The following is a 22,922-nucleotide window of genomic DNA, read 5'->3' as shown; positions in this document are numbered from 1 at the left end:
ACTCATTTAGTTTATGCTTGATATATGCCATTTAATCTACCGATTGCCTTAACCTGGTTGCGTGTTGCAGCAATTCCATTGCTGATAGGAATCTTTTATCTTCCAGGCACATGGTTAACGCCGCTTGAGAAGAATGTCATCGCAACGGTCATCTTTGTGTTTGCTGCGCTCACAGATTGGTTGGATGGATTTTTGGCGAGACGCATGCAGCAAGAATCTGCCTTTGGGCAATTTTTAGATCCCGTCGCCGATAAACTCATTGTGGCAGCAGCATTATTGGTCTTGTTAAATATGGACCGTGTTCAAGTGTGGGTTGCGCTGATCATTATTGGACGAGAAATTACGATCTCTGCTTTGCGAGAGTGGATGGCTTTGTTGGGCGCTGGTAAAAGCGTGGCTGTGCATTTGGTCGGTAAATTAAAAACGACATCGCAATTAGTGGCAATTCCGTTTTTATTGCTTAATGACACTTTATTTGGCTGGCTGGACTGCGCCAGAATTGGCACTTGGCTAATTTGGGTAGCTTCTTTTCTAACACTCTGGTCAATGTTCTATTACATGAAAAAGGCCTTGCCACAATTAGCTGGCAAGATTGATTAACTCTTACAAAGCCCAGCCAATTGAGCCTTTCGAAGGAATAATGCTTTCTCTTCGATTGTTTGTTAAACTGTCGCCCTGTTATGCGGGAATAGCTCAGCTGGTAGAGCGATACCTTGCCAAGGTATAGGTCGGGAGTTCGAACCTCCTTTCCCGCTCCAAGTTCGATGGGAAGCCCTGAAAAGCTTCCCATTTTTGATTTAAGTATTTGGCGCGTTGGCCGAGTGGTTAGGCAGGAGCCTGCAAAGCTTCGTACGGGGGTTCGATTCCCTCACGCGCCTCCAGTAATTTCGCTTGACGAAATGGGGGTATCCCCTAAAATACTTTCAAGCAATGGAAGTAATACTCATTAACTACCTAAAGCGAAATATAGCGAAAAATGATCAAACTACACACACTTAAAGTTGGAATACTGACATTGTGCTTTTCTGCGCTATTAGGCGCTTGTGCTAGCTCTGGGGACTCTCCTACTGGGACAACTAGTGAGGTTCAGGAGATTCAGACTCAACTCCTAGGCGATATGCCGTTACCAGCCGCATCCAAAATTGTTGGTTCAGATTCTTTAATCATTGGTCGTGGTGATAGCTGGGTAGGTCGGGTCACGTTGTCTGGCGTACAAACACCAACAGATATTTATGCCTTTTTCCAATCTGAATATCCAAGAGCAGGCTGGACAACAGTTAGTGCTGTGAAATCTAAAACGAGTACTTTGGTTTTTACAAAAGGTGATCGCACCGCTTCTGTAGAGCTTAGTGAAGGCTCTTTTCTGGGACCAAAAACCATCATCATTATTACTTCGTCGCCAAAGAATGCAAATGTAGTAGCGCCAAGCAAGAAGTAAATTCAATACTTAGCCCCCAATGGGGAAAATAAAAAGGCCTCCAGTGGAGGCCTTTTGTTTTAGAGCGATTGGTTTACAGCCCTCCAGCCCTAATGAGGCCAACAGCTTGACCCTCAATCGCGAAGTTGGGTTGACGACCATCTACTAAAATGTTTTTAAAGTCTGGATTCTCGGCTTGTAATTCAATCACCATACCATTAGCAGTTTTCTTTTGCTGCCAACGCTTCACTGTTACTTCATCATCAAGACGTGCAACCACGATATCGCCATTACGAACTTCGGTTGTTTTACGCACGGCCAAATAGTCGCCATCCAAAATTCCAGCATCTCGCATACTCATCCCAACCACTTTTAATAAGTAGTCGGCACCCTTGCTAAACAAGTTTGGATCAATTGGAACTTGTTTTTCAATATGCTCAACCGCCATAATGGGTGAGCCAGCAGCAACACGTCCAATTAAGGGAAGCGTGAGTTGTTGTAATGCACCTGATGGCAATGACATCTGGCGATATTTATTGGTGTGATGCGTTTGATTAAAACGTTGTGGAATCCGAATGCCGCGAGAAGTGCCAGGAGTTAATTCGATATAACCTTTTTTTGCGAGTGCGCGAAGATGTTCTTCAGCAGCATTGGCAGATGCAAAACCGAGTTGGGTGGCAATTTCTGCGCGAGTAGGTGGTGAGCCACTTTCATCAATGGCTCTAGTGATTAATTCCAAAATCTCATTCTGGCGTGAAGTGAGTTTGGGGAGGGCAGTCAGCTCCTCAGGAAAATCGACTGTATTTATGTCCATACTGGGATTGTATACAGCACTATTTGATTTTTCAAGTCCTTTAGGGGAGATAATGGGGGTATGAGTCCAAATCAAGCTAAACCTGAAAATTCTCCCCACATCTTAGTTCTAGGAATGGGCGGCACCATTGCCGGTTTGGCCCCAAACCCAGGCGATCAGCCCTTGCGATATGAGGCTGGACAAGTGGAGGTGAAGTCTTTGCTGACTCATATTGAATCCGCTGTTCCAGAGGGCGTCAAGCTGGTTTCTCAGCAAGTGGCTAACATCAATAGCCGGAACCTGACAGAGGCGTTATTAAGTGATCTTGGTGAAGTTGTTAGAGCTTCCCTTGCTAATCCGGCGGTTTTGGGGTTAGTGATTACTCACGGAACAGACACCATTGAAGAGACGGGTATCTTTTTACAGCTCACCTGTGGAAATTATGCTCAAATTTTAGGCAAACGGGTGATCTTAACCGGCGCCATGTTGCCATCAAATGCCCCCCAAGCAGATGGACCTTCTAACCTACTAGATGCGATTCGCTGGGCATCTACCCCATTGGAGAATTGTCCTGGTGGTATTTACGCTGTAATGGATGGCAGGGGCTGCATGGCGATGGACTTGGCTAAGCGACATGGCTCTGCACTGAATGCACCCATTCAAGCCTCTCCTAGTAGCTCAGTTGGCTTAATTAATCCTTCATGGCTCTGGGGCGTGAAGGCTAAAGAGGCGGCTTGGAAAGAGGATTTACCCATCCCCAAGGGCGATGAATGGCCTTGGGTGGAAATCTTGACGAGCCATGCGGGCGCACGCTCTGAGACGATTGCGCTCTGGCTCAATTCCCAGGTGAAGGGCTTAGTCCTCGCTGGATCGGGTATGGGGGGCTTTCATGACGCCTGGAGAGATACTTTGGTAACGGCTGTAAAAAAGGGCGTTGCGCTAGTGCGAACCACTCGAACCGGAGCTGGCGCTACTTTGACTGATATCCCAGAAAAAGACCTTGATGGATGCTTGGCTTCAGGCACTCTTTCTGGCCCTAGGGCTAGAATTGCCCTTCAATTGGCTCTGAATGCTGAAAAACAGGCTCAATTAGCTGGTAAATCCCTGACTTGGCAGGATTTTTTTGCTAGAATAGCGGTCTTGCCAGAGATTAGGTAAGCGCTGAAAAGCGGCGGTAAAAGTGTTGTAGCAGTACTTACAATTTGTTACTACCTTGTCACACTGGCGCTAACTTCAAAAACCATCGGAAGTTAGCAAGACGCTCAGGTGACTTCATCCTTAAGGAGTGTTAGATGCGTCATTATGAAATCGTTTTTATCGTCCATCCGGACCAAAGCGAGCAAGTGCCCGCGATGATCGATCGCTACAAAGCTACATTAGCAGCTGCTGGCGGCAAAATTCATCGTATGGAAGATTGGGGTCGTCGTCAGATGGCTTACATGATCGACAAACTTGCTAAAGCCCATTACGTTTGCATGAATATTGAGTGCGACCAGAAAACTCTGGAAGAGCTCGAGCATGCGTTTAAATTTAATGATGCTGTTTTGCGTCACCTCATCATCAAGACTAAGAAAGCTGAAACTGAGCCTTCGATCATGATGAAAGAAGTGCAACGTGAAGAAGCGCGCAAATCAGCTCAAACCGAAGCTCCTGTAGCTGCGGAATAAGTTAGAAATTTGAAGAGGAATACACAGACTAGAAAACGTATCAGAGAAGCGGAACGGCGTTGAATCATTTCACCCTCACTGCAATCTTGGTATCTAAAGACGCAATTCGATTTACACCAGCAGGAATACCGGTGATGCATTGTCAGCTAGAACATAGTGGCCAAGCAAACGAGGTAGGAGTGGCAAGGAAAATCTTGATGAGCGTTGAAGCCATCGTAATCGGTCCGATACAAAAGGATCTAGAGCAAATGGATTTAGGTACTGAGGCAGTATTTGAAGGATTCTTAGCACCCAAGACTCTACGTAATCAAAGACTTGTTTTCCATATTAACCATATTCAATTGAAAAATTAAAGAGGAAATCATCATGGCGTTTGGAAAGAAACCCGATTTCAAAAAGAAACCAGCTCAGAACCCACTGTTCAAGCGTAAGCGTTATTGCCGTTTCACAGTTGGTGGCGTTGAGCAAATCGACTACAAAGATGTAGATACATTGAAGGACTTCATTGGCGAGAACGCTAAGATCACTCCTGCTCGTTTGACAGGTACAAAAGCTAAATATCAGCGTCAGCTAGATACTGCTATTAAGCGTGCCCGTTTCTTGGCTTTATTGCCATTCTCCGATCAACATAAGAAATAATTGGGAGCCCTCAATGCAAATCATTCTTTTAGAAAAAGTAACAAACCTGGGCAACCTCGGTGACGTAGTTCGCGTTAAAGACGGTTTCGCTCGTAACTTTTTAATCCCACAACGTAAAGCGCGTCGTGCGACTGAAGCAGCTATTGCTGACTTTGCAGTTCGTCGTGCTGAGTTAGAAAAATTGGCTGCTGAGAAATTGGCTGCGGCTGAAGCAGTTGGCACAAAGCTCAAAGACTTGGTTCTTGAAATCGGTCAAAAAGCGGGTGTTGACGGTCGTTTGTTTGGTTCTGTAACTAACCATGACATCGCTGATAGCCTGAAAGCCAAAGGATTTACGATTGAGAAGTCTTCGATTCGCATGCCTACTGGCCCGTTGAAAATGGTTGGTGATCACCCTGTAGCGGTTGCTGTTCATACCGATGTAGTGGCTAATATCACCATTCGTGTAGTTGGCGAGCAAGCTTAATTTAAGTCTGTAAACTAGCCTCATGGCTGAATCTCGTTCACGTTCCGTTACGCTGAATCCCGGCATGGCGGGCTCTGGGGATGCAGTCGTGCAGGCTTTAAAAGTCCCACCTCATTCTGTAGAAGCCGAGCAATCATTGCTCGGTGGTCTGCTGATCGATAACACTGCCTGGGATCGCTTAGGTGGTGTTTTAAACGATAAAGATTTCTACCGTCCTGAACATGCATTGATCTATAAGGTCATTACCCGTTTAGTTGGCGACAATCATCCTGCTGACGTTATTACTGTTCATGATGCAATTAAGTCTGAGCAGGGCGGCGATTTAGTCAGCGTTGATTACCTTAATTCTCTAGCGCAAAACACTCCAAGTTCTGCAAACATTAAAGGCTATGCCGATATTGTTCGTGATCGTAGTATTTTGCGTCGCTTGATTGAAGTGTCAGACAGCATCGTTAACTCAGCCTTTGTTCCAGAAGGACGTTCTGTCAGGACACTTCTGGATGAAGCAGAGTCTCGTATTTTGCAAATTGGTGAAGACGGTAGCCGCAAAGCCGATTACCTCGAGATCGAGCCACTTCTGCGCTCCGTGGTTGCGCGTATTGATGAGTTATATAACCGTCAAGGTGGTAGCGACATCACTGGTATTGCCACCGGCTTCATTGATTTAGATAAGCAAACGAGTGGCTTACAAAAAGGCGACTTAGTGATTGTGGCTGGAAGACCTTCCATGGGTAAGGCACAACCACTAGATGCAAAAGTGAAAACGGTGGATGGTTGGAAGTTGATGGGCGATTTGCGTTTTGGCGATCGTCTCGCTTCTGTAGATGGCCAGCATTCGATGGTGACCGGCATTTACCCGCAAGGCATTAAGCAGATATACAAAGTTACTTTTTCTGATGGTCGTCACGCTGAGTGTTGCGATGAGCACCTATGGCGTGTGATGTATCGAGATTGGTCTGAGCCACGTGTCATCAATACTGTTCGCTTAATGGAAATGCTGCAGTGTGTTCGGTATAAGAATAGATTATGGATAGACCCTGTCTCAGGTGATTTTGGTCACTCGAATGAATTGCCGATTCATCCGTGGGTTTTAGGGGCATTGCTAGGTGATGGCACTCTAGCGCTATCCCATCGCTCAGTGATGTTTTCAACTAAGTCACCTGAGCTTGTAGAGCGTATGAATTTGCTTGCAAACTATGAGATGGAGCTGGTTCATGCAAATGCGTACGACTGGAGATTAGTCTCCAAAGCCAGAATCGCTGTAAATGGAAAGCGTCAAGCAGTTCCAGAGAATTATTTTAGGTCTGCGCTGCAAGATATAGGCGTCCTGGGTTGCAGAAGTTTTGATAAATATATTCCCGCGACTTATCTTGAGGCCAATAAGAATTCTCGTCTCGCATTGTTCCAAGGCCTGATGGATACAGATGGCTGGATTGAGAAATGGGGTTCCATTCGCTATTGCACTGTCAGTAAGCAATTGTCTGAAGACGTTGCTTCTTTAGCTAGATCTTTGGGGGGCTTTTGTTCAATAGCACATAAGCAGACTAGCTATACCTACAAGGGTGAAAAGAAGCGGGGTCGCTTATCTTATGTTTTAAATATGAGTTTTGGTCCAGCCTTCCAAGCTTTTACCTTGCCTGAAAAGAAAGCAAGATTAAGGGCCACCTGGGATCGCCAGCGTAGGCTTTCATTTCAGAGCATTGAGCCGTCCAGGGTATCTGAGGCGCAATGTATTTCAGTTAGCCATCCCCAAAGAACCTACATAACCAATGACTATGTAGTTACGCATAATACTGCCTTGGCACTCAATATTGCAGAGAACGTTGCGCTTTCTGAAGGGTTGCCAGTAGTGATTTTCTCAATGGAGATGTCTGGTGAACAACTAGCATCGCGCTTACTCGGTTCAGTAGGGCGCGTTGATCAAAGTCGTATGCGCACTGGTAAGTTACAAGATGATGAGTGGCCACGCGTAACTGACGCTATTGCCCGTTTAAGTAATACCCAAATTTTGATTGATGAGACTGGTGCTTTATCCAGTCTTGAATTGCGTGCAAGAGCACGTCGAATCGCCCGAAATTTTGGCGGCACCCTGGGCTTGGTAGTGATTGACTATTTGCAGCTCATGAGTGGCTCTGGTCAGGAAAATCGAGCGACTGAGATTTCTGAAATCTCACGCTCCCTTAAATCACTTGCAAAAGAATTACAGTGCCCAGTAGTAGCACTCTCCCAATTAAATCGTGGTCTAGAGCAACGCCCAAATAAGCGCCCCATCATGTCTGACTTGCGTGAGTCAGGTGCAATTGAGCAAGATGCAGACGTCATTATGTTTATTTATCGTGATGAGGTCTATCACCCAGATACAACAACCGATAAAGGAATGGCAGAGATCATCATCGGTAAACAACGTAACGGTCCAATCGGTACAGTCAGATTAAGTTGGCAAGGTCCATATACCAAGTTCGATAACTTGGCGATGGGATCAGTTGGATATTCTTCTGGCGGTTACGAGCCCTTCTAAAAACACGATACTTAGCGAGGCGCAATACGACGTGCCTCAGTAAATTTGGCGGCCCAATAGGGCGCTGTAATGTAATCAAGCCGTACAGTTCCACCTGCACTTGGGGCATGAACAAAACGTCCTTGCCCCACATAGATTCCAGCGTGTGAATATTTTTCTCCAGTGGTATTAAAGAACACCAAGTCGCCTGGGGCGGGTGGCTGACCATCAATACTTTGCCCTTGATTACTCATGAGTTGAATAGTGCGTGGCAGCTTAACGCTTGCGGCTTTGTTATAGACATAGACGATGAGCCCACTGCAATCAAATCCGCCCTTTGGAGTATTGCCACCATAGCGATAGGGCACATCCACTAAACCAAGTGCTGCAATTGAAATATCTTCAGTGCCTACGCTGGTATCTTGCTTAAATTGCGAAACTTTAGAGGGGCTTGATTTAGGGCCAAAGGTACTACATCCACTTAATGTGATGGCGCAAATAAAAATGCCGCACCCGATGAGAGTGCGGCATGAGAGGATTTGCTTAGAGCGCGTCAGCAGCATGATCCGCAAGACGTGAACGCTCGCCACGCGCAAGAGTGACGTGACCACCATGACGCCAACCCTTAAAGCGATCAACGACATAAGTCAGGCCTGATGAGCCTTCAGTTAAGTAAGGCGTATCAATCTGAGCAATATTACCCAAGCAAACAATTTTAGTTCCTGGACCCGCACGAGTTACCAGAGTTTTCATTTGCTTAGGCGTTAAATTCTGAGCCTCATCAATAATGACGTACTTACTAACAAAAGTTCTGCCGCGCATAAAGTTCATGCTCTTCACCTTAATCCGTGAGCGGATGAGCTCTTGGGTTGCAGCACGACCCCATTCACCAGCATCATCATTGCGCTGAAGAACTTCAAGGTTGTCATCAAAGGCGCCCATCCATGGCTGCATTTTTTCTTCTTCGGTTCCTGGCAGAAAGCCAATGTCTTCACCAACAGGAACAGTAGCGCGAGTAATGATGATCTCGTTATAGCGTTTACTATCCAATACTTGCTCAAGTCCAGCGGCTAAGGCCAGTAAAGTTTTACCAGTACCCGCTTGACCTAGTAGGGTTACAAAGTCGATATCTGGGTTCATCAGTAAGTTCATGGCAAAGTTTTGCTCACGATTGCGAGCAGTCACGCTCCACACATTATTTTTCTGGTGAGAGAAGTCCCTGAGAGTTTGAAGCAGGGCAGTTTTGCCATTGATTTCTCTGACGTGGGCGTAGAAGGGTGTTGAGCCATCAGGATTCTCTTGATAAACAAATTGATTTACCAGCATGCTTAGAACAGCAGGGCCAGTCACTCTATAGAACATCGTGCCAGACTTAGGGTCCGACCAACTTTCCATATCCTTGCCATGCTTTGGCCAGAAATCAGCCGATAAAGCCATGATTCCGGAGTACATCAAGTCACGATCTTCTAAAACTTGGTCATTGAAATAATCTTCAGCAGGTAAACCTAGTGCACGCGCTTTGATGCGCATATTGATATCTTTGGATACCAGCACTACTTCTTGGCCATTGCGATTTTTTTGCAGTTCGCTAACTACTGCCAAAATCATGTTGTCGCCTTTACCTTCTGGAAGTCCTTCAGGCAATGCTTGGGTGGATAACTTGGTTTGGAAAAAGAGGCGCCCAGAAACATCTTGATTACCAAGCTTATTCAGAGGGATGCCTTCATCTAATGTACCGCTAGTTCCTGCGACTAGCTGATCTAGCGATCTGCTAACGGTGCGGGCGTTGCGGGCTACCTCAGTCATACCCTTCTTGTGGTTGTCTAGCTCTTCAAGCGTAGTCATTGGTAAGAAGAGGTCATGCTCTGAGAAGCGGAACAAAGAGCTAGGATCGTGCATTAAGACATTGGTATCTAAAACGAATAAGCTTGGTGGCCCAGTGCGAATAATCCGTTTAGGTTTTGCAGGTACTACTACTCCGCCCTCATTGCGAGTAGGCGCATGATCTGCTTTAATTTTCTCGAGAGCTACTTCAGCTGCAGATAAATCTTCTTCCACATCATTTGCCCAATCTGCAGTTTCCATCACCACTGGTTTTGCTGGTGCAGGACGTTTCTTTAAATCTGGTGTGTCCTTGTGAGTCAGTTTGACTTGATCAGCAATTTGAGTTGGGATGGGTGGCAGTGGCATGCAGACTCTCCTAAAAGAAAAAACCGCCAAGCGAGTTGCTATGGCGGCTGATTGCGAAAATGGTTGCTGTGAGATCTAAAAAACGGCGGGGGTTGCTCCCCGAACCTGTTCTGAAATATTCAGGCTGCTGATTCAAACGGATTGTCAGACTTTCCCGTCGTTTGCGGTGCATATGACTTTACTTTACCCCAAATTTTGGGGTTTGCAAGCACCTCAGAACAAATTGTTGTAAAAATTATTTAGCGGCTTGGGCTGCCTGTAATACCTCTGTCACATGGCCAGGTACTTTGAGGCCGCGCCACTCCTTGACGAGCTTGCCAGAGGAATCAAATAGGAAGGTGCTGCGCTCAACCCCGCGCACCTGCTTGCCGTACATATTCTTCATCTTCATGACGCCAAAGATTTGGCATAGCTTTTCTTCGGTATCGGCAACAAGCTCAAATGGTAGGCCCAATTTGCTGCGGAAGTTATCGTGTGACTTCAGACTATCTCGGGAAACTCCTACCACCAAGGTATTGGCTTTGGTGAAGGCATTAATATGGTCACGAAATTCACCGGACTCTGCTGTGCAGCCAGGAGTCATATCTTTTGGATAAAAGTAGAGAACCAGTTTCTTACCCTGAGCTGAGGATGGAGAAAAGGTCAGGCCCGAAGTTGCAGGAATGGCGCACTGAGGCATAGATTGACCGATAGCTACTGTCATGATGATCCTTTGTTGTTTGTCTCTAAGTTCTATTTAATTAAGTATTCTGAATAATCAGTTCACCGCTGCGGTTAGGTATTTCACCCCACGTTAATGGTAATACGGCTATTTTATCGAGTTGTTTGGTGGCATCCCAAGATTTGTGCAACTCGCCCATAGTCACTAGCTCGTGGCCTTGATTTAGCCATCCAGCCAATAGTTGCTCAAAAGCCGGCAGTAGCTTTTGGCCCTCAAGCTCGGCATGCAGGGTAAAGACTTGATCATTAGGATTGCTTTGGGTGATTTCTAGGAGTTTTTTGACTGCGTCAAACTCATCTGCGCCATCGATGCCAATGAGTTCATCAAAAGTTGGTAGGGTAGTTGGATATTGCACATGCTTCGCTTTGCCTGAAGGGAGTGCTAACCGATAGGGCATGAGATTGGGCTTGGCTCTACCATCAGAGGAATAAGTAATACCCCATTGATCCAGCTGCTCAAACGCAGCTTCATTCATTTGCCAGCCAGCAGCTCCATAAGTGACTGGCGCATGACCAAAGATCTCTACAAAGCGATCCCAACTTTTTTGCATCATTGCTTTAGTCCATCGTGAATCTTGATGACGTACTGCATCTTGCCAAGCGACATGATCCCAAGTATGAATGCCGGTTTCATGACCAGCTTTATCGATCGCACGCATTTGGACAGCAGCTTTTTTACCAATGTCTGGACCGGGGATGAGAACTCCATAAAGCAAAGTCTTAATGCCATAGTGTTCTACAACAGAGGTGCGGCTAACTTTCTTCAAAAAGCCAGGACGAAAGACGCGCTTCAAAGCCCAGCCAGTATGGTCTGGACCAAGGCTAAATAAGAAGGTAGCTTTGAGGCCAAAGCGCTCTAGCGTGCGAGCTAGGTTCGGTACGCCTTCTTTGGTCCCACGTAAGGTATCGACATCAACCTTGAGAGCAATCTTAGCCATGAACTCTTGAATTTATTTCTTATTCTTTATCTACTAAAGAACGGGCTTTTTCTACATCCTGACGATAGGCTTCAAAAATATTCTTGAGCGCGTCACCCATCGTAGTAGTTGGCTTCCAGCTTAACTCACTCATCGTGTTGTCAATTGCTGGTACACGGTTTTGAACGTCTTGATAACCTTCACCATAATAAGCGCCGGAAGTGGTTTCAACAATCTTCACTAGGTTTGCAGTTTTTGCATATTCAGGAATGCTACGGGCAATCTCTAACATTTGATTAGCAAGTTCACGGACAGAGTGATTGTTCTTCGGATTGCCGATGTTGTATATCTTGCCGTTGGCAACACCATCCTTGTTATCAATGATCTTCATGAGTGCATCAATGCCATCATCAATATATGTAAAGGCCCGTTTTTGAGCGCCACCATCTACTAAGTTAATAGGTTCACCGCGAACGATATGGCCCAAGAACTGGGTCACTACACGGGATGAGCCTTCTTTGGCTGTATAGATACTGTCAAGACCAGGACCAATCCAATTAAACGGACGGAAGAGAGTAAAGCGTAAGCCTTCCATGCCATATCCCCAGATCACGCGGTCCATTAGCTGCTTGGAGCAAGCGTAGATCCAGCGCGGCTTATTGATTGGGCCGTAGACCATATTGGATTTAGCAGGATCAAATTCATCATCCTCACACATTCCATAGACTTCAGAGGTAGATGGAAACACCAGATGCTTTTTATATTTAACAGCAGAGCGCACGATAGGAAGATTGGCTTCAAAGTCGAGCTCAAATACTTTTAATGGTTGTTGTACGTATGTGGCTGGAGTAGCGATCGCAACCAAAGGCAGAATAACGTCGCACTTGCGAATATGATATTCAACCCATTCTTTATTGATGGTGATGTCACCTTCAAAAAAATGCATACGCGGATGATTAATCAAATCACCTAGGCGGTCATTCTGCATATCCATGCCATAGACATCCCAGTCAGTTGTCTCCAGAATGCGCTTGGAAAGGTGATGACCAATAAAACCATTAACACCAAGAATGAGTACTTTTTTCATCTTTACTGCCTCGTTTTTAATCTAATTTGGGTTTGCTAAATACAGTACTTATTTATTAACGGGGAACCATTCCAGGATTTCAACTACCTGGCGGTCACCGCAAATACCGAATACCCGATTATCAACCACTTGGATACCTTCAATACCAAGATCCAGAGTGCTGGGAAAGGGTCCTGTGAGACTGGTACGCGCAATAATCATGGTCTTACCCTGATGATCTGTGAACGCGCCTGGGTAAGGGGGCGCAACGGCCCTGACTAGGTTATGGACTTGAAGAGCCTTCTGATTCCAATGAATTTGCCCATCCGCAGGCTTTCTACCACCAAAATAACTGCCTTTTTGAAGATCGTTAGGCTGGCGAGGTACCTTGCCTTCAATCAAGCTGGGTAGCGCCTTGTTGATAACTACTACTGCCGCTTGGCTTACCTTGCCAAAAACATCTGTAGCAGTTTCATTGGGGCCAATGCTGACCGCAGATTGACCAACTATGTCACCAGCATCCGGTTTGGTTTCCATGATGTGCAAACTTGCGCCAGTTTGGGTTTCCCCATGCAGAATTGCCCAGTTCACGGGAGCCCGGCCGCGATACTTTGGTAGTAGTGAGCCATGCATATTTAAAGCAGCAATCTTCGCGCAAGCCAAAATCTGCGCAGGAATCATATGGCGGTAGTAGAAAGAAAAAATATAGTCTGGTGCTAAGGCTTGTAGTCTGGGAACTAAACTGACTAATTCATTTGCATTGGGGGTGATGTGGGGAATATTTTGATCAGTGCAGAGTTGAGCAACACTGCCAAACCAAACATTCTCATTCGGATCGTCTTGGTGAGTAACTACAAGATCAATTTTGATGCCTGCAGCTAATAAGGCTTTAAGGCAATTGACACCAACATCGTGATAAGCGAAGACGACTGCGTGCAATTATTTTTTCTCTAAAACAGTTTGCACAACATAACGTGGACGATTTCTGATTTGCTGATAAATACGGCCAATGTATTCACCTAAGAGGCCAAGTCCAAAGAGCATGACGCCAATCAAGAAGAAGGTTAAAGCAAAGAGGGTGAAGACTCCCTCAACCTCAGCACCCAGAAGGAAACGGCGCACCAGTAGGTACGCAAACAAGCTGCCAGCAGCAAGAGCTAGCAGCATCCCCAAAATAGAGAAGATCTGCAACGGCATTACTGAGAAACCGGTTACCAAATCAAAGTTCAAACGAATGAGTTGGTAGAGGCTATATTTGGATTCACCAGCAAAACGCTCTTCGTGTTTCACATTAATTTCGATCGGGTTGGCCGAGAAGGTGTACGCTAATGCAGGAATAAAAGTATTGTTTTCGTCACATTGACGGACTAAGTCAACGATGCGACGGCTATAGCCGCGTAACATACAGCCTTGATCTGTCATTGTGATGTGGGTAATGTTTTCACGTAAACGATTCATGGCACGCGAAGCCATTTTTCTAAAAAAACTATCACGCCGATCTGCACGAATAGTGCCTACGTAATCATGACCTTTTAATAACTGCTCAGTCAGGGCATCAATTTCTTCAGGAGGATTTTGTAAGTCTGCATCTAAGGTGACGATGTATTCACCTTTGGCGTATTCAAAACCTGCCATGATGGCCATATGTTGGCCAAAGTTACTATGGAACAAAACGGCACGTGTAACGTCAGGACGTAATTCCACTTGTTTGGCCAGAATGCCTGCTGAGCGATCTTTACTGCCGTCGTTTACAAAAACGATCTCATAAGAAATATTACGTTTGCTCGCTATAGCATCCAAGGATGGATAGAGGCGATCAAAAAGTGCCTGAAGGCCATCTTCCTCGTTATAAACGGGAATAACAATAGAAAGCTTTGGATTGGCAACGAGATTTGCAGTCATGCCGCAATTTTGCCTGATTCTTGGGGCTAAGCCCAATTAGGCTAGTTTTTGTAGTGTTTCTTGAGGATTCCGACTAATCCACTAGCTATGCGGCCAATATCTTGGTCTGCCATGCCGGGAAAAAGTGGCAGAGTGAGGATGGAGCGACCAATGCGTTCTGCTATCGGCGTATCGCTGATTTTGTAACCTTGATTTTTATAAAGCGTAAATCCAGTGATAGCAGGGTAGTGCACTCCTGTGCCAATACCAAGATCTTTTAACTCAGTCATCACCTGTGCTCGATCGCAATTCAATTGCTCAAGTGGCAGTAGCACCTGAAACATATGCCAATTACTCTCAGTGAAATTCTCAACTGGCAGTTCTAATTTGAGACTTTCTAATCCGGCAGATTTAAGTTCTGTGCGAACAGTATCAAAGTATTGATGCGCCAGTGCTGCGCGGCGCGCTTGATAGGTGGGTAATTGTTTGAGCTGTTGCAGTCCAATTACTGCATTCACATCCGTCAAATTATCTTTACCGCCAAGCACATCTACATCCATGCCATCCATACCTTGACGCGTTAAGCCTTGTAGGCGGAATTTTTCAGCCAGCTTGGCTTCAGTATCGCTATTGAAAACCAAGCAGCCACCTTCTACAGTAGTGAGGTTTTTGTTAGCTTGGAAGCTAAAGCTCACTAGGTCGCCAAAGCTACCAATCTTCTTGCCATGCCACTGGGAGCCAAAAGCTTGCGCGGCATCTTCAATCACGCGCAGATTGTGCTGCTTCGCTATTGCGTACAGCTGATCCATATCTACTGGTAAACCAGCAAGATAGACCGGCATGATTGCTCGTGTTTTTGGTGTAATTGCGGCTGCAACTTTATTGAGATCAATATTGCGTGTAATAGGATCAACATCAACAAAGATGGGTGTAGCGCCAACACTCAAAATAACATTGGAAGTAGCAACCCAAGAAATGGGTGTAGTAATAACTTCATCACCAGCGCCAATATCGGCAACTTGCAATGCAATCTTCATTGTTGCTGTGCCATTGGCAAAACAACGCACAGGACGACCACCAAAATAGGTACTTAAGGTGGCTTCAAATTCTGCTAATTTAGGACCCGAAGTTACCCAGCCAGAGCGCAATACCTCCGCAACAGCATCAATCGTTTCTTGATTAAAGCTAGGACGCGTAAAGGGGATGAATGAAGGGTCGTTTGACATGATGTCTTATATTACTTCGCATTCAATGTATCTGGATGTTTCACAATCACTCTGCGGGAATCGCGATCCACCTCTTGCATTGGTAAGTTGATCTCTTGTAGCGCTACATACTGTTCTGGAACCATTAAGGCATAAGCAGTCGGATCTTCTTTCCAGCGCGCAATGAAGGCATCTAAGGTAGGCATCCAAAGCTCAGGTTCTTGATTTACGCCAAACTCGAGTTCATCTGGAGATTCGACCATGATCATGGTTCTGCCAAGATAAAACGGCACAGTGTGATCTAGGAGGCGGATAGAATAGAAATTCACTTTTTCGGGAATAGACGCCCTGACTCGGTTCACAAGATCTATTCCTGAAACGGCGCGACCTAAAGTTTCATGACCGGTCCCCGCAATGATGGCGCAGAGAAAAAATCCACAAGCAAAACTCACAATGCTTTGAATGCCGTTACGCTGACTTTGCCATGCTGCAAATAGGCTAAAGCTAATAAGCGCAAGCAAAGCGGCTATTACCCAATAAGTGTATTGCGCGTAGGCTTCGATCTCATCTGGCCTTGCTTGCCGACTAATGTCGGAGAGGAAGAAAAATCCAACGCAACCCAAGATTGCAAATCCGATGGTTTGTAGTTTCCAAGGAAGCTCCATGGAATTGTTATGGGCTAATAGTTGATCTAGACGATTGCCAATTAATAATGCAAGTGCTGGAAAAATGGGAATGATGTAGCCAGGCAACTTGGAGCGTGAAACGCTAAAGAAGGCAAAGATCACCACAAACCAGCATACCAATAACCAGCCGCTGGAGAACTCACGCCGACGTTCGTTCCATGCCTGCACAATCGATCCGGGGATTTGTAAAACCCAAGGTAACAAACCCATGATGAGTAGGGGCACGAAGTAGTAGATCGGGCCTGTTCTGCTGTGAGCATCCTGGGTGAAGCGTTGCAGATGCTCATGAATAAAGAAGAACTCTAAGAATTCAGGATTGCGCTGTGCAACTAAGATAAACCATGGTGCAGTAATTGCTAGAAATAAAACCGTACCGCTGAACAAACGTAAGCGCGCCCAGATTTTCCAATCCCAAGTGCTGATGGAGTAAGCAATTAAGACCATCACCGGAATAGCGGCACCAATCAGCCCTTTAGAAAGTGTTGCAAGCGCCATGAAGGCCCAACAGGCCCACATCCAATTACGACGCGTGCTTTTGTTATGAGATGTTTGCGCTAGCAAGACGCTACACAGGGCTGCAACTAAAAATGCAGACAAACCCATATCAAGAGAATTGAAATGGCTGCTAATGACCCACATTGGACTTGAAGCGAGCACAACTGCGGCCAGCCATCCTGCTCGAGCGTTGTAGATGCGTGCTCCAGTAAAACCAATGAACAAAATTGTTAAGAAGCCAGTAAGTGCAGTCCATAAACGCGCTTGCCAGTCACCAATCCCAAATATTTGAAAGCTTGCTGCAGTTGCCCAAGCCTGTAGTGGTGGCTTTTCAAAATACTTGTAGCCGTTATATCGCGGGGTCACCCAATCACCCGTGACTAACATCTCTCTAGCAATCTCTGCATAGCGTCCCTCATCAGATGGAATGAGGTGACGGTAGTTCAGTGTGCCAAACCACAGCAAGCCATAAATGATGAGCAACAATAAAATTTTGCCGGGATGCAGGGCAGACGATTGCCGAATTTGTCCAAATTGCATTAGATTGGCTCCACGATTAAGGCCAGCAGAACTTGACGTCCTTCACCCACTAATATGTTGTAGGTACGACAGGCCGCTTGGGAATCCATGATTTCAAAGCCAATTTTGGCCGAAATGAGGGATTTCAGGAGTTCGGGCTTCGGAAAACGCTGCCGACTGCCTGTACCGATCAAGATTAATTCAGGTTTGCGCTCAACCATTTGGTCAAAATCAGCTGCTACTAGACCATCGAATGACTCCACTGGCCACTGAGAGATTGCCCCATCAGAGCTCAATAAGACGGCATGGGCATATGGGATCTGGTTGATCTCGACATAGCCATCCCCATAGCCAGTGATCGTATTGGCGCCAGAATGGGGGTCAGATTGAAGCTTCAAGTGGACTCTCTGTCATAATTATGTGGATTATAGCTAGCTGTTTTTTCCAAGATTTCAAGAACTTACCCTTTAATTTATTGTGAAACCCATCCTAAAGTCCTTAAAACTCAATGATGTCTGCTACGACATACGTGGGCCCGTGCTCGAGCTCGCCCAGCGCATGGAGGAAGAAGGCCACAAGATCATCAAATTAAACATCGGAAACGTAGGGGTTTTCGGTTTTGATCCACCTGAAGAAATTCAGTTGGACATGATTCGTAATTTAAGCAATGCCTCAGCTTATTCTGATTCCAAGGGCATCTTTGCTGCACGCAAAGCCATCATGCAGTATTGCCAAGAAAAAGGCATTCAAGGGGTGGCCCTAGATGATGTTTATACCGGTAACGGTGTTTCTGAGCTGATCGTGCTTTCAATGAACGCATTACTTAATGATGGTGATGAAGTATTGGTACCAGCACCTGACTATCCACTTTGGACTGCTGCGGTAAGTTTATCTAGTGGTACCCCAGTTCACTATCTTTGTGATGAGTCCAAAGATTGGGCGCCAGACTTAAATGATTTGCGTAAAAAAATTACACCTCGTACTAAAGCGATTGTGGTCATTAATCCAAACAATCCAACAGGTGCTATTTATTCCAAAGAAGCACTACTCGAGATGACAAAAATTGCGCGCGAGCATGATTTGATTCTGTTTTCTGATGAGATCTACGACAAGATGTTGTATGACGAGGAGAAGCACATCTCTCTCGCCTCTTTATCCACTGACGTAGTGACGATCACTTTTAATGGCCTATCTAAGAACTACCGCTCATGCGGCTATCGCGCCGGCTGGATGGTGGTTTCAGGCGATAAAGAGATGGTACGTGATTACATTGAGGGTTTGAATATGCTTTCCTCGATGCGCTTGTGCGCAAACGTACCAGGGCAATACGCAATTCAAACCGCACTCGGTGGTTATCAAAGTATTAATGACTTAGTAGCTGAGGGTGGTCGCTTGGCAAGACAGCGTGATCTCGCTTGGAAATTAATTACGGATATTCCAGGCGTTACTTGTGTCAAACCAAAATCTGCTTTGTATTTATTTCCCAAGCTAGATCCTGAGATGTATCCGATTGAAGATGATCAACAGTTTGTTGCTGAATTCTTAAAAGAAGAAAAAGTATTGCTAGTGCAGGGCTCTGGTTTTAACTGGGGCAAGCCTGATCACTTCCGCGTCGTATTTTTACCCCACGAAGATGTTCTCAAGGAGGCCATTGGTCGTCTTGCCCGCTTCCTGGAGCGTTACCGTAAAAAACATAGTCTTAAGACTCCTTCAGCTGCAGCAAAGGCATCATGAAACCGATCCAAGTAGGTCTCTTAGGTATTGGCACTGTTGGTGGTGGTGTGTTCACAGTGCTCGAGCGTAACCAGGATGAAATTACTCGTCGTGCTGGTCGTGGCATTCGGATTAATACCGTTGCTGATCTTAATGTAGAGCGCGCTAAAGAAATCGTTAAAGATCGTGCGCAGATCGTTAGTGATGCTCGTGCTGTCATTAATAACCCTGAGATTGATATCGTAGTTGAGCTCATTGGTGGCTATGGCATTGCTAAAGACTTAGTTTTAGAGGCGATTGCTGCTGGTAAGCATGTAGTTACAGCCAATAAAGCCTTGATCGCTGTTCATGGTAACGAGATTTTTAAAGCAGCTCACGCTAAAGGCGTGATGGTGGCATTTGAAGCCGCAGTTGCTGGTGGCATCCCCATTATCAAAGCTTTGCGCGAAGGTTTGACAGCCAATCGAATTGAATGGATCGCCGGCATCATTAACGGTACAACCAACTTCATTTTGTCTGAAATGCGCGATAAAGGTTTAGACTTTGCAACCGTTCTCAAAGAGGCGCAACGTTTAGGTTACGCCGAAGCGGATCCTACATTTGATATTGAAGGTATTGATGCTGCTCATAAGGCAACGATCATGAGTGCGATTGCCTTTGGTATTCCAATGCAATTTGACAAAGCTTATGTAGAAGGTATTACCAAGTTGGCTGCAATCGATATTCGTTATGCAGAGCAATTGGGTTACCGTATCAAGTTACTAGGTATCGCCAAGAAGACGCCAACGGGTGTTGAGTTGCGTGTACATCCCACTTTAATCCCTACAAAGCGTTTGATTGCTAATGTCGAAGGGGCTATGAACGCCGTTCAAGTATTCGGGGATGCAGTAGGCACTACTTTGTATTACGGTAAGGGTGCTGGCTCTGAGCCAACTGCATCGGCAGTGATTGCTGATTTGGTAGATATCACTCGCCTCCTGAGTGCCGACCCTGAGCATCGTGTTCCGTATTTAGCCTTCCAGCCAGATGCAGTGCAAAACACACCCATCTTGCCAATTGGCGAGATTACTACTGGCTATTATTTACGCATGCGTGTAGCTGACCAAGCTGGCGTGTTAGCTGAGATTACCAAGATCTTGGCCTCACATAGCATCTCTATTGACGCCCTTTTGCAAAAAGAGGCTGAAGAGGGCGAGAGTCAAACAGACTTAGTGACCTTAACTCACGAGACTAAAGAGAAAAGTATGCTTGCTGCCATCAAAGAGATCCAGAATCTCAAAACTGTAGATGGCGAAGTGGTGAAGATTCGTTTAGAAAATCTGTCTTAAGTCAATTAATGCGTTACCAATCTACTCGTGGCAATAGTCCACAACAGTCCTTCTTAGAAATTCTATTGGGTGGACTGGCACCAGATGGCGGCTTGTATTTACCAGCCCAGTATCCAAAAGTCACTGCAGCTCAACTGGATGCTTGGCGCGGCCTTTCTTATGCTGATCTTGCTTATGAAGTCTTAAGTGTATATTGCGATGACATTCCGCAGGCAGAGTTGCGTAGCATCTTACGTAAGACCTATACCGAGCAGGTCTACTGCAATGGTCGCTCCCAAGACAATGCTAAAGACATTACGCCGATACATTGGTTGGGTGAGGAGCATGGCACACGTATAGGACTCTTAAGTCTTTCAAATGGCCCAACTTTAGCCTTCAAAGATATGGCCATGCAATTGTTGGGCAATCTTTTTGAATACGCCCTGAAGAAAAAAGGTCAGCATCTCAATATCTTGGGCGCCACATCTGGTGACACGGGTAGCGCTGCCGAATACGCGATGCGCGGCAAGGATGGCGTAAAGGTATTTATGCTCTCGCCCCGCGGTAAGATGAGTGCCTTCCAATCTGCGCAGATGTATTCCTTACAAGACCCTAATATTTTCAACTTAGCAGTAGCTGGTGTATTCGACGATTGCCAGGATATTGTGAAGGCAGTCAGTAACGATCATGCGTTCAAGGCTAAGAATCAAATCGGTACCGTGAACTCCATTAACTGGGGTAGGGTAGTTGCTCAGGTGGTGTATTACTTCCAAGGTTATCTTCTTGCTACTAAGTCGAGTAATGAGAAAGTGTCATTTACTGTGCCCTCAGGAAATTTCGGCAATGTCTGTGCTGGTCATATCGCACGCATGATGGGTTTGCCAATCGCGCACCTCGTCGTTGCAACTAATGAGAATGATGTGCTTGATGAATTCTTCCGCACTGGTGTATATCGCGCGCGCAAGTCTGCTGAGACACTGCATACCTCTAGCCCATCAATGGACATCTCTAAGGCAAGTAACTTTGAGCGTTTTGTATTTGACTTTATGGGCCAAGACGGTAAAGCAACAGCAGGCATATTTAAGCAAGTCGACGAGACGGGTGGCTTCGATATTTCTAAAGAGGCAGTCTTTAAAGAGCTTGGGCAGTACGGTTTTCAATCTGGTCGCAGTACACACCAGAACCGCCTAGACACTATTCGTAATATTGATCAGCAATATGGTGTCATGATCGATACGCATACTGCTGATGGTGTGAAGGTAGCGCGCGAGCATTTACAAGCTGGCATTCCAATGCTGGTTCTCGAGACTGCGCTCCCAGTGAAGTTTGAAGAAACGATTCAGGAAGCTTTAGGTCGCCCTGCTGAGTGCCCGCCTGCATTTAAAGATATCAAATCTCAGCCTCAGCGTGTAGAGAATATTGATGCTGACATCAATCAGATCAAAGCATTCATTACAACGCATCTTAGTTAAAACACAAGCAATCAATCATTATGACTAAGCCTCCAATGTTGACTGCGCAGCAGGCCTTGGATCATTTACTGTCTCACGCCAAGCCAGTTGTCGACAATGAAAGCGTTGCGATGCAAGCAAGCTTAGGTCGTGTGCTTGCTGAAAACGTGAATAGCTTAGTGGATGTTCCACCACTAGATAATACTTCGATGGATGGCTATGCGGTACGTACTGCCGATATCCAAAAATCTGGAAGTATTCTAAAGATTGCACAACGCATTCCGGCAGGTTCAGTGGGAACTGAGCTTCAAGCGGGAACTGCTGCCCGTATTTTTACTGGTGCACCAGTCCCTCTAGGTACCGATGCCGTAGTGATGCAAGAAGATTGCAGCATTCCTGAAGGGGCTAACGATCAAGTGCAGGTCAATGTAGTACCAGCAGTAGGGCAATGGATTCGTCGGAGGGGCGAAGATTTAAGGACAGGCAAAACAGCTCTGACTGCAGGCACTTTCTTGCGCCCACAAGAGCTTGGTGTGGCTGCCTCTGCTGGCTTAACGCATCTCAACGTGAAACGCAGAGTAAAAGTCGCCGCATTCTTCACGGGTGATGAACTATCTCTTCCCGGTGAGCCGCTGAAACCAGGCGGCATTTATAACTCCAATCGCGATACTTTATTAGCTTGCCTCAAATCATTAGGATGCGATGCAACGGACTTAGGAATTGTTCCCGATCGATTAGACGCAACGAAAGCAGCGTTACGTAAAGCCAGTAAAGACCATGATCTCATCATTACGTCTGGTGGCGTATCGGTTGGCGAGGAAGATCATATTAAGCCTGCGGTAACTGCTGAAGGTAGATTAGATTTATGGCAGATTGCGATTAAACCCGGTAAGCCCTTGGCATTCGGTGCAGTTCGTAAATCAGATCAACCCAAAGATGGTGAAGCTTGGTTCATTGGCTTGCCTGGAAATCCAGTATCGAGCTTTGTAACCTTTTTATTATTCGTAAGACCATTTATTCTGAAGTTGCAAGGCCGTGAGGTAAAACAAGCCCAGTCTTACTTGATGCGCGCAGACTTTGATTGGTTAAAAGCAGATCGTCGCAATGAGTTCTTGCGTGTCAAACTTAATAGCAATGGCGGACTAGATTTATTTCCAAATCAAAGCTCTGGTGTGCTTACGAGTGCCTCTTGGGGTGATGGTCTAGTGGATTGCCCACCAAATCAGCTCATTAAATCTGGCGATCTAGTGAAGTACATCCCCTTTGATACACTCCTCAAATAATCGGTTTACG

22 protein-coding genes, 2 tRNA genes and 1 pseudogene are annotated in these 22,922 nt (G+C 45.8%); 14 read left to right on the top strand and 11 right to left on the bottom strand.

What is annotated here, in order from left to right; all coding sequences use genetic code 11:
• The first annotated feature begins 24 nt into the window (after positions 1-24).
• From pgsA to ICN29_RS04050, 4 genes are all read left to right on the top strand, one after another.
• The gene (gene pgsA, locus ICN29_RS04065) at positions 25-600 is read left to right on the top strand and encodes a CDP-diacylglycerol--glycerol-3-phosphate 3-phosphatidyltransferase (protein WP_216129957.1); all 576 of its coding nucleotides are present in this window, start codon (positions 25-27) and stop codon (positions 598-600) included.
• Between the two features lie 82 nt (positions 601-682).
• Positions 683-758 (top strand) — tRNA-Gly (locus ICN29_RS04060).
• Between the two features lie 49 nt (positions 759-807).
• Positions 808-881: transfer RNA gene (locus ICN29_RS04055), tRNA-Cys, on the top strand.
• Between the two features lie 95 nt (positions 882-976).
• Positions 977-1,438: a hypothetical protein gene (locus ICN29_RS04050; RefSeq protein ID WP_216129955.1), complete on the top strand. Its 462-nt coding sequence runs from the start codon at positions 977-979 to the stop codon at positions 1,436-1,438.
• 73 nt (positions 1,439-1,511) lie between these two features.
• Here ICN29_RS04050 and lexA read toward each other — a convergent pair whose 3' ends face one another.
• Complete coding sequence (lexA, locus tag ICN29_RS04045) at positions 1,512-2,231, bottom strand: transcriptional repressor LexA (RefSeq protein WP_216129953.1); 720 nt, start codon at positions 2,229-2,231, stop codon at positions 1,512-1,514.
• Positions 2,232-2,291: 60 nt separating this feature from the next.
• Here lexA and ICN29_RS04040 point away from each other — a divergent pair, with 60 nt between their 5' ends.
• The 6 genes from ICN29_RS04040 to dnaB all read left to right on the top strand — a co-directional run bounded on the left by ICN29_RS04040 (position 2,292) and on the right by dnaB (position 7,500).
• On the top strand, positions 2,292-3,368 hold the full coding sequence (locus tag ICN29_RS04040) for an asparaginase (protein ID WP_216129951.1): 1,077 nt from the start codon (positions 2,292-2,294) through the stop codon (positions 3,366-3,368).
• A gap of 134 nt (positions 3,369-3,502) precedes the next feature.
• Complete coding sequence (gene rpsF, locus ICN29_RS04035) at positions 3,503-3,877, top strand: 30S ribosomal protein S6 (protein ID WP_087909118.1); 375 nt, start codon at positions 3,503-3,505, stop codon at positions 3,875-3,877.
• A 59-nt stretch (positions 3,878-3,936) separates the two neighbouring features.
• Positions 3,937-4,230, top strand: coding sequence for a primosomal replication protein N (gene priB / locus ICN29_RS04030; protein ID WP_216129949.1), 294 nt, complete (start codon positions 3,937-3,939; stop codon positions 4,228-4,230).
• Positions 4,231-4,243: 13 nt separating this feature from the next.
• On the top strand, positions 4,244-4,516 hold the full coding sequence (rpsR, locus tag ICN29_RS04025; protein ID WP_028819198.1) for a 30S ribosomal protein S18: 273 nt from the start codon (positions 4,244-4,246) through the stop codon (positions 4,514-4,516).
• A gap of 13 nt (positions 4,517-4,529) precedes the next feature.
• Positions 4,530-4,982 (top strand): 50S ribosomal protein L9, encoded by a 453-nt coding sequence (gene rplI, locus ICN29_RS04020; protein WP_216129947.1) that lies wholly within the window; start codon positions 4,530-4,532, stop codon positions 4,980-4,982.
• Between the two features lie 22 nt (positions 4,983-5,004).
• Positions 5,005-7,500, top strand: coding sequence for a replicative DNA helicase (gene dnaB, locus ICN29_RS04015; RefSeq protein ID WP_439651250.1), 2,496 nt, complete (start codon positions 5,005-5,007; stop codon positions 7,498-7,500).
• Between the two features lie 17 nt (positions 7,501-7,517).
• On the opposite strand, the pseudogene ICN29_RS10785 reads toward dnaB, so the two are convergent.
• The 10 genes and pseudogenes from ICN29_RS10785 to ICN29_RS03965 all read right to left on the bottom strand — a co-directional run.
• Positions 7,518-8,018: pseudogene (locus ICN29_RS10785) on the bottom strand (C40 family peptidase); the annotation flags it as partial.
• Positions 8,019-8,022: 4 nt separating this feature from the next.
• Positions 8,023-9,669, bottom strand: a complete 1,647-nt coding sequence (locus tag ICN29_RS04005) for a PhoH family protein (RefSeq protein ID WP_216129945.1) — start codon at positions 9,667-9,669, stop codon at positions 8,023-8,025.
• Between the two features lie 235 nt (positions 9,670-9,904).
• Complete coding sequence (locus ICN29_RS04000; RefSeq protein WP_216129942.1) at positions 9,905-10,372, bottom strand: peroxiredoxin; 468 nt, start codon at positions 10,370-10,372, stop codon at positions 9,905-9,907.
• Between the two features lie 37 nt (positions 10,373-10,409).
• Positions 10,410-11,327 (bottom strand): polysaccharide deacetylase family protein, encoded by a 918-nt coding sequence (locus tag ICN29_RS03995; RefSeq protein WP_216129940.1) that lies wholly within the window; start codon positions 11,325-11,327, stop codon positions 10,410-10,412.
• A gap of 19 nt (positions 11,328-11,346) precedes the next feature.
• Positions 11,347-12,393 (bottom strand): bifunctional UDP-4-keto-pentose/UDP-xylose synthase, encoded by a 1,047-nt coding sequence (locus ICN29_RS03990; RefSeq protein ID WP_216129938.1) that lies wholly within the window; start codon positions 12,391-12,393, stop codon positions 11,347-11,349.
• 48 nt (positions 12,394-12,441) lie between these two features.
• Positions 12,442-13,311: a formyltransferase gene (locus ICN29_RS03985; RefSeq protein WP_216129936.1), complete on the bottom strand. Its 870-nt coding sequence runs from the start codon at positions 13,309-13,311 to the stop codon at positions 12,442-12,444.
• Positions 13,312-14,274 (bottom strand): glycosyltransferase, encoded by a 963-nt coding sequence (locus ICN29_RS03980; RefSeq protein ID WP_216129934.1) that lies wholly within the window; start codon positions 14,272-14,274, stop codon positions 13,312-13,314.
• A 41-nt stretch (positions 14,275-14,315) separates the two neighbouring features.
• Positions 14,316-15,479: a DegT/DnrJ/EryC1/StrS family aminotransferase gene (locus ICN29_RS03975; RefSeq protein ID WP_216129932.1), complete on the bottom strand. Its 1,164-nt coding sequence runs from the start codon at positions 15,477-15,479 to the stop codon at positions 14,316-14,318.
• 11 nt (positions 15,480-15,490) lie between these two features.
• Positions 15,491-17,179, bottom strand: a complete 1,689-nt coding sequence (locus tag ICN29_RS03970) for an ArnT family glycosyltransferase (protein ID WP_216129930.1) — start codon at positions 17,177-17,179, stop codon at positions 15,491-15,493.
• Positions 17,179-17,556: an Mth938-like domain-containing protein gene (locus ICN29_RS03965; protein ID WP_216129928.1), complete on the bottom strand. Its 378-nt coding sequence runs from the start codon at positions 17,554-17,556 to the stop codon at positions 17,179-17,181. The genes ICN29_RS03970 and ICN29_RS03965 overlap by 1 nt, the downstream gene beginning before the upstream one ends.
• Positions 17,557-17,635: 79 nt before the next feature.
• On the opposite strand from ICN29_RS03965, the gene ICN29_RS03960 reads away from it, so the two are divergent.
• Genes ICN29_RS03960 through ICN29_RS03945 form a run of 4 tightly spaced genes read left to right on the top strand, consistent with a single transcriptional unit; the run spans position 17,636 to position 22,912 of the window.
• The gene (locus tag ICN29_RS03960; RefSeq protein WP_216129926.1) at positions 17,636-18,892 is read left to right on the top strand and encodes a pyridoxal phosphate-dependent aminotransferase; all 1,257 of its coding nucleotides are present in this window, start codon (positions 17,636-17,638) and stop codon (positions 18,890-18,892) included.
• Positions 18,889-20,199: a homoserine dehydrogenase gene (locus ICN29_RS03955; protein WP_216129924.1), complete on the top strand. Its 1,311-nt coding sequence runs from the start codon at positions 18,889-18,891 to the stop codon at positions 20,197-20,199. The genes ICN29_RS03960 and ICN29_RS03955 overlap by 4 nt, the downstream gene beginning before the upstream one ends.
• Positions 20,200-20,207: 8 nt before the next feature.
• Complete coding sequence (gene thrC / locus ICN29_RS03950; RefSeq protein WP_216129922.1) at positions 20,208-21,650, top strand: threonine synthase; 1,443 nt, start codon at positions 20,208-20,210, stop codon at positions 21,648-21,650.
• Positions 21,651-21,685: 35 nt separating this feature from the next.
• The gene (locus ICN29_RS03945; protein WP_216131992.1) at positions 21,686-22,912 is read left to right on the top strand and encodes a molybdopterin molybdotransferase MoeA; all 1,227 of its coding nucleotides are present in this window, start codon (positions 21,686-21,688) and stop codon (positions 22,910-22,912) included.
• Positions 22,913-22,922 lie beyond the last annotated feature (10 nt).

Source organism: Polynucleobacter nymphae, assembly GCF_018882155.1.
GTDB lineage: Bacteria > Pseudomonadota > Gammaproteobacteria > Burkholderiales > Burkholderiaceae > Polynucleobacter > Polynucleobacter nymphae.
The sequence above is the reverse complement of the archived record's forward strand: the minus strand, read 5'-3'. Positions and strand labels throughout refer to the sequence as shown.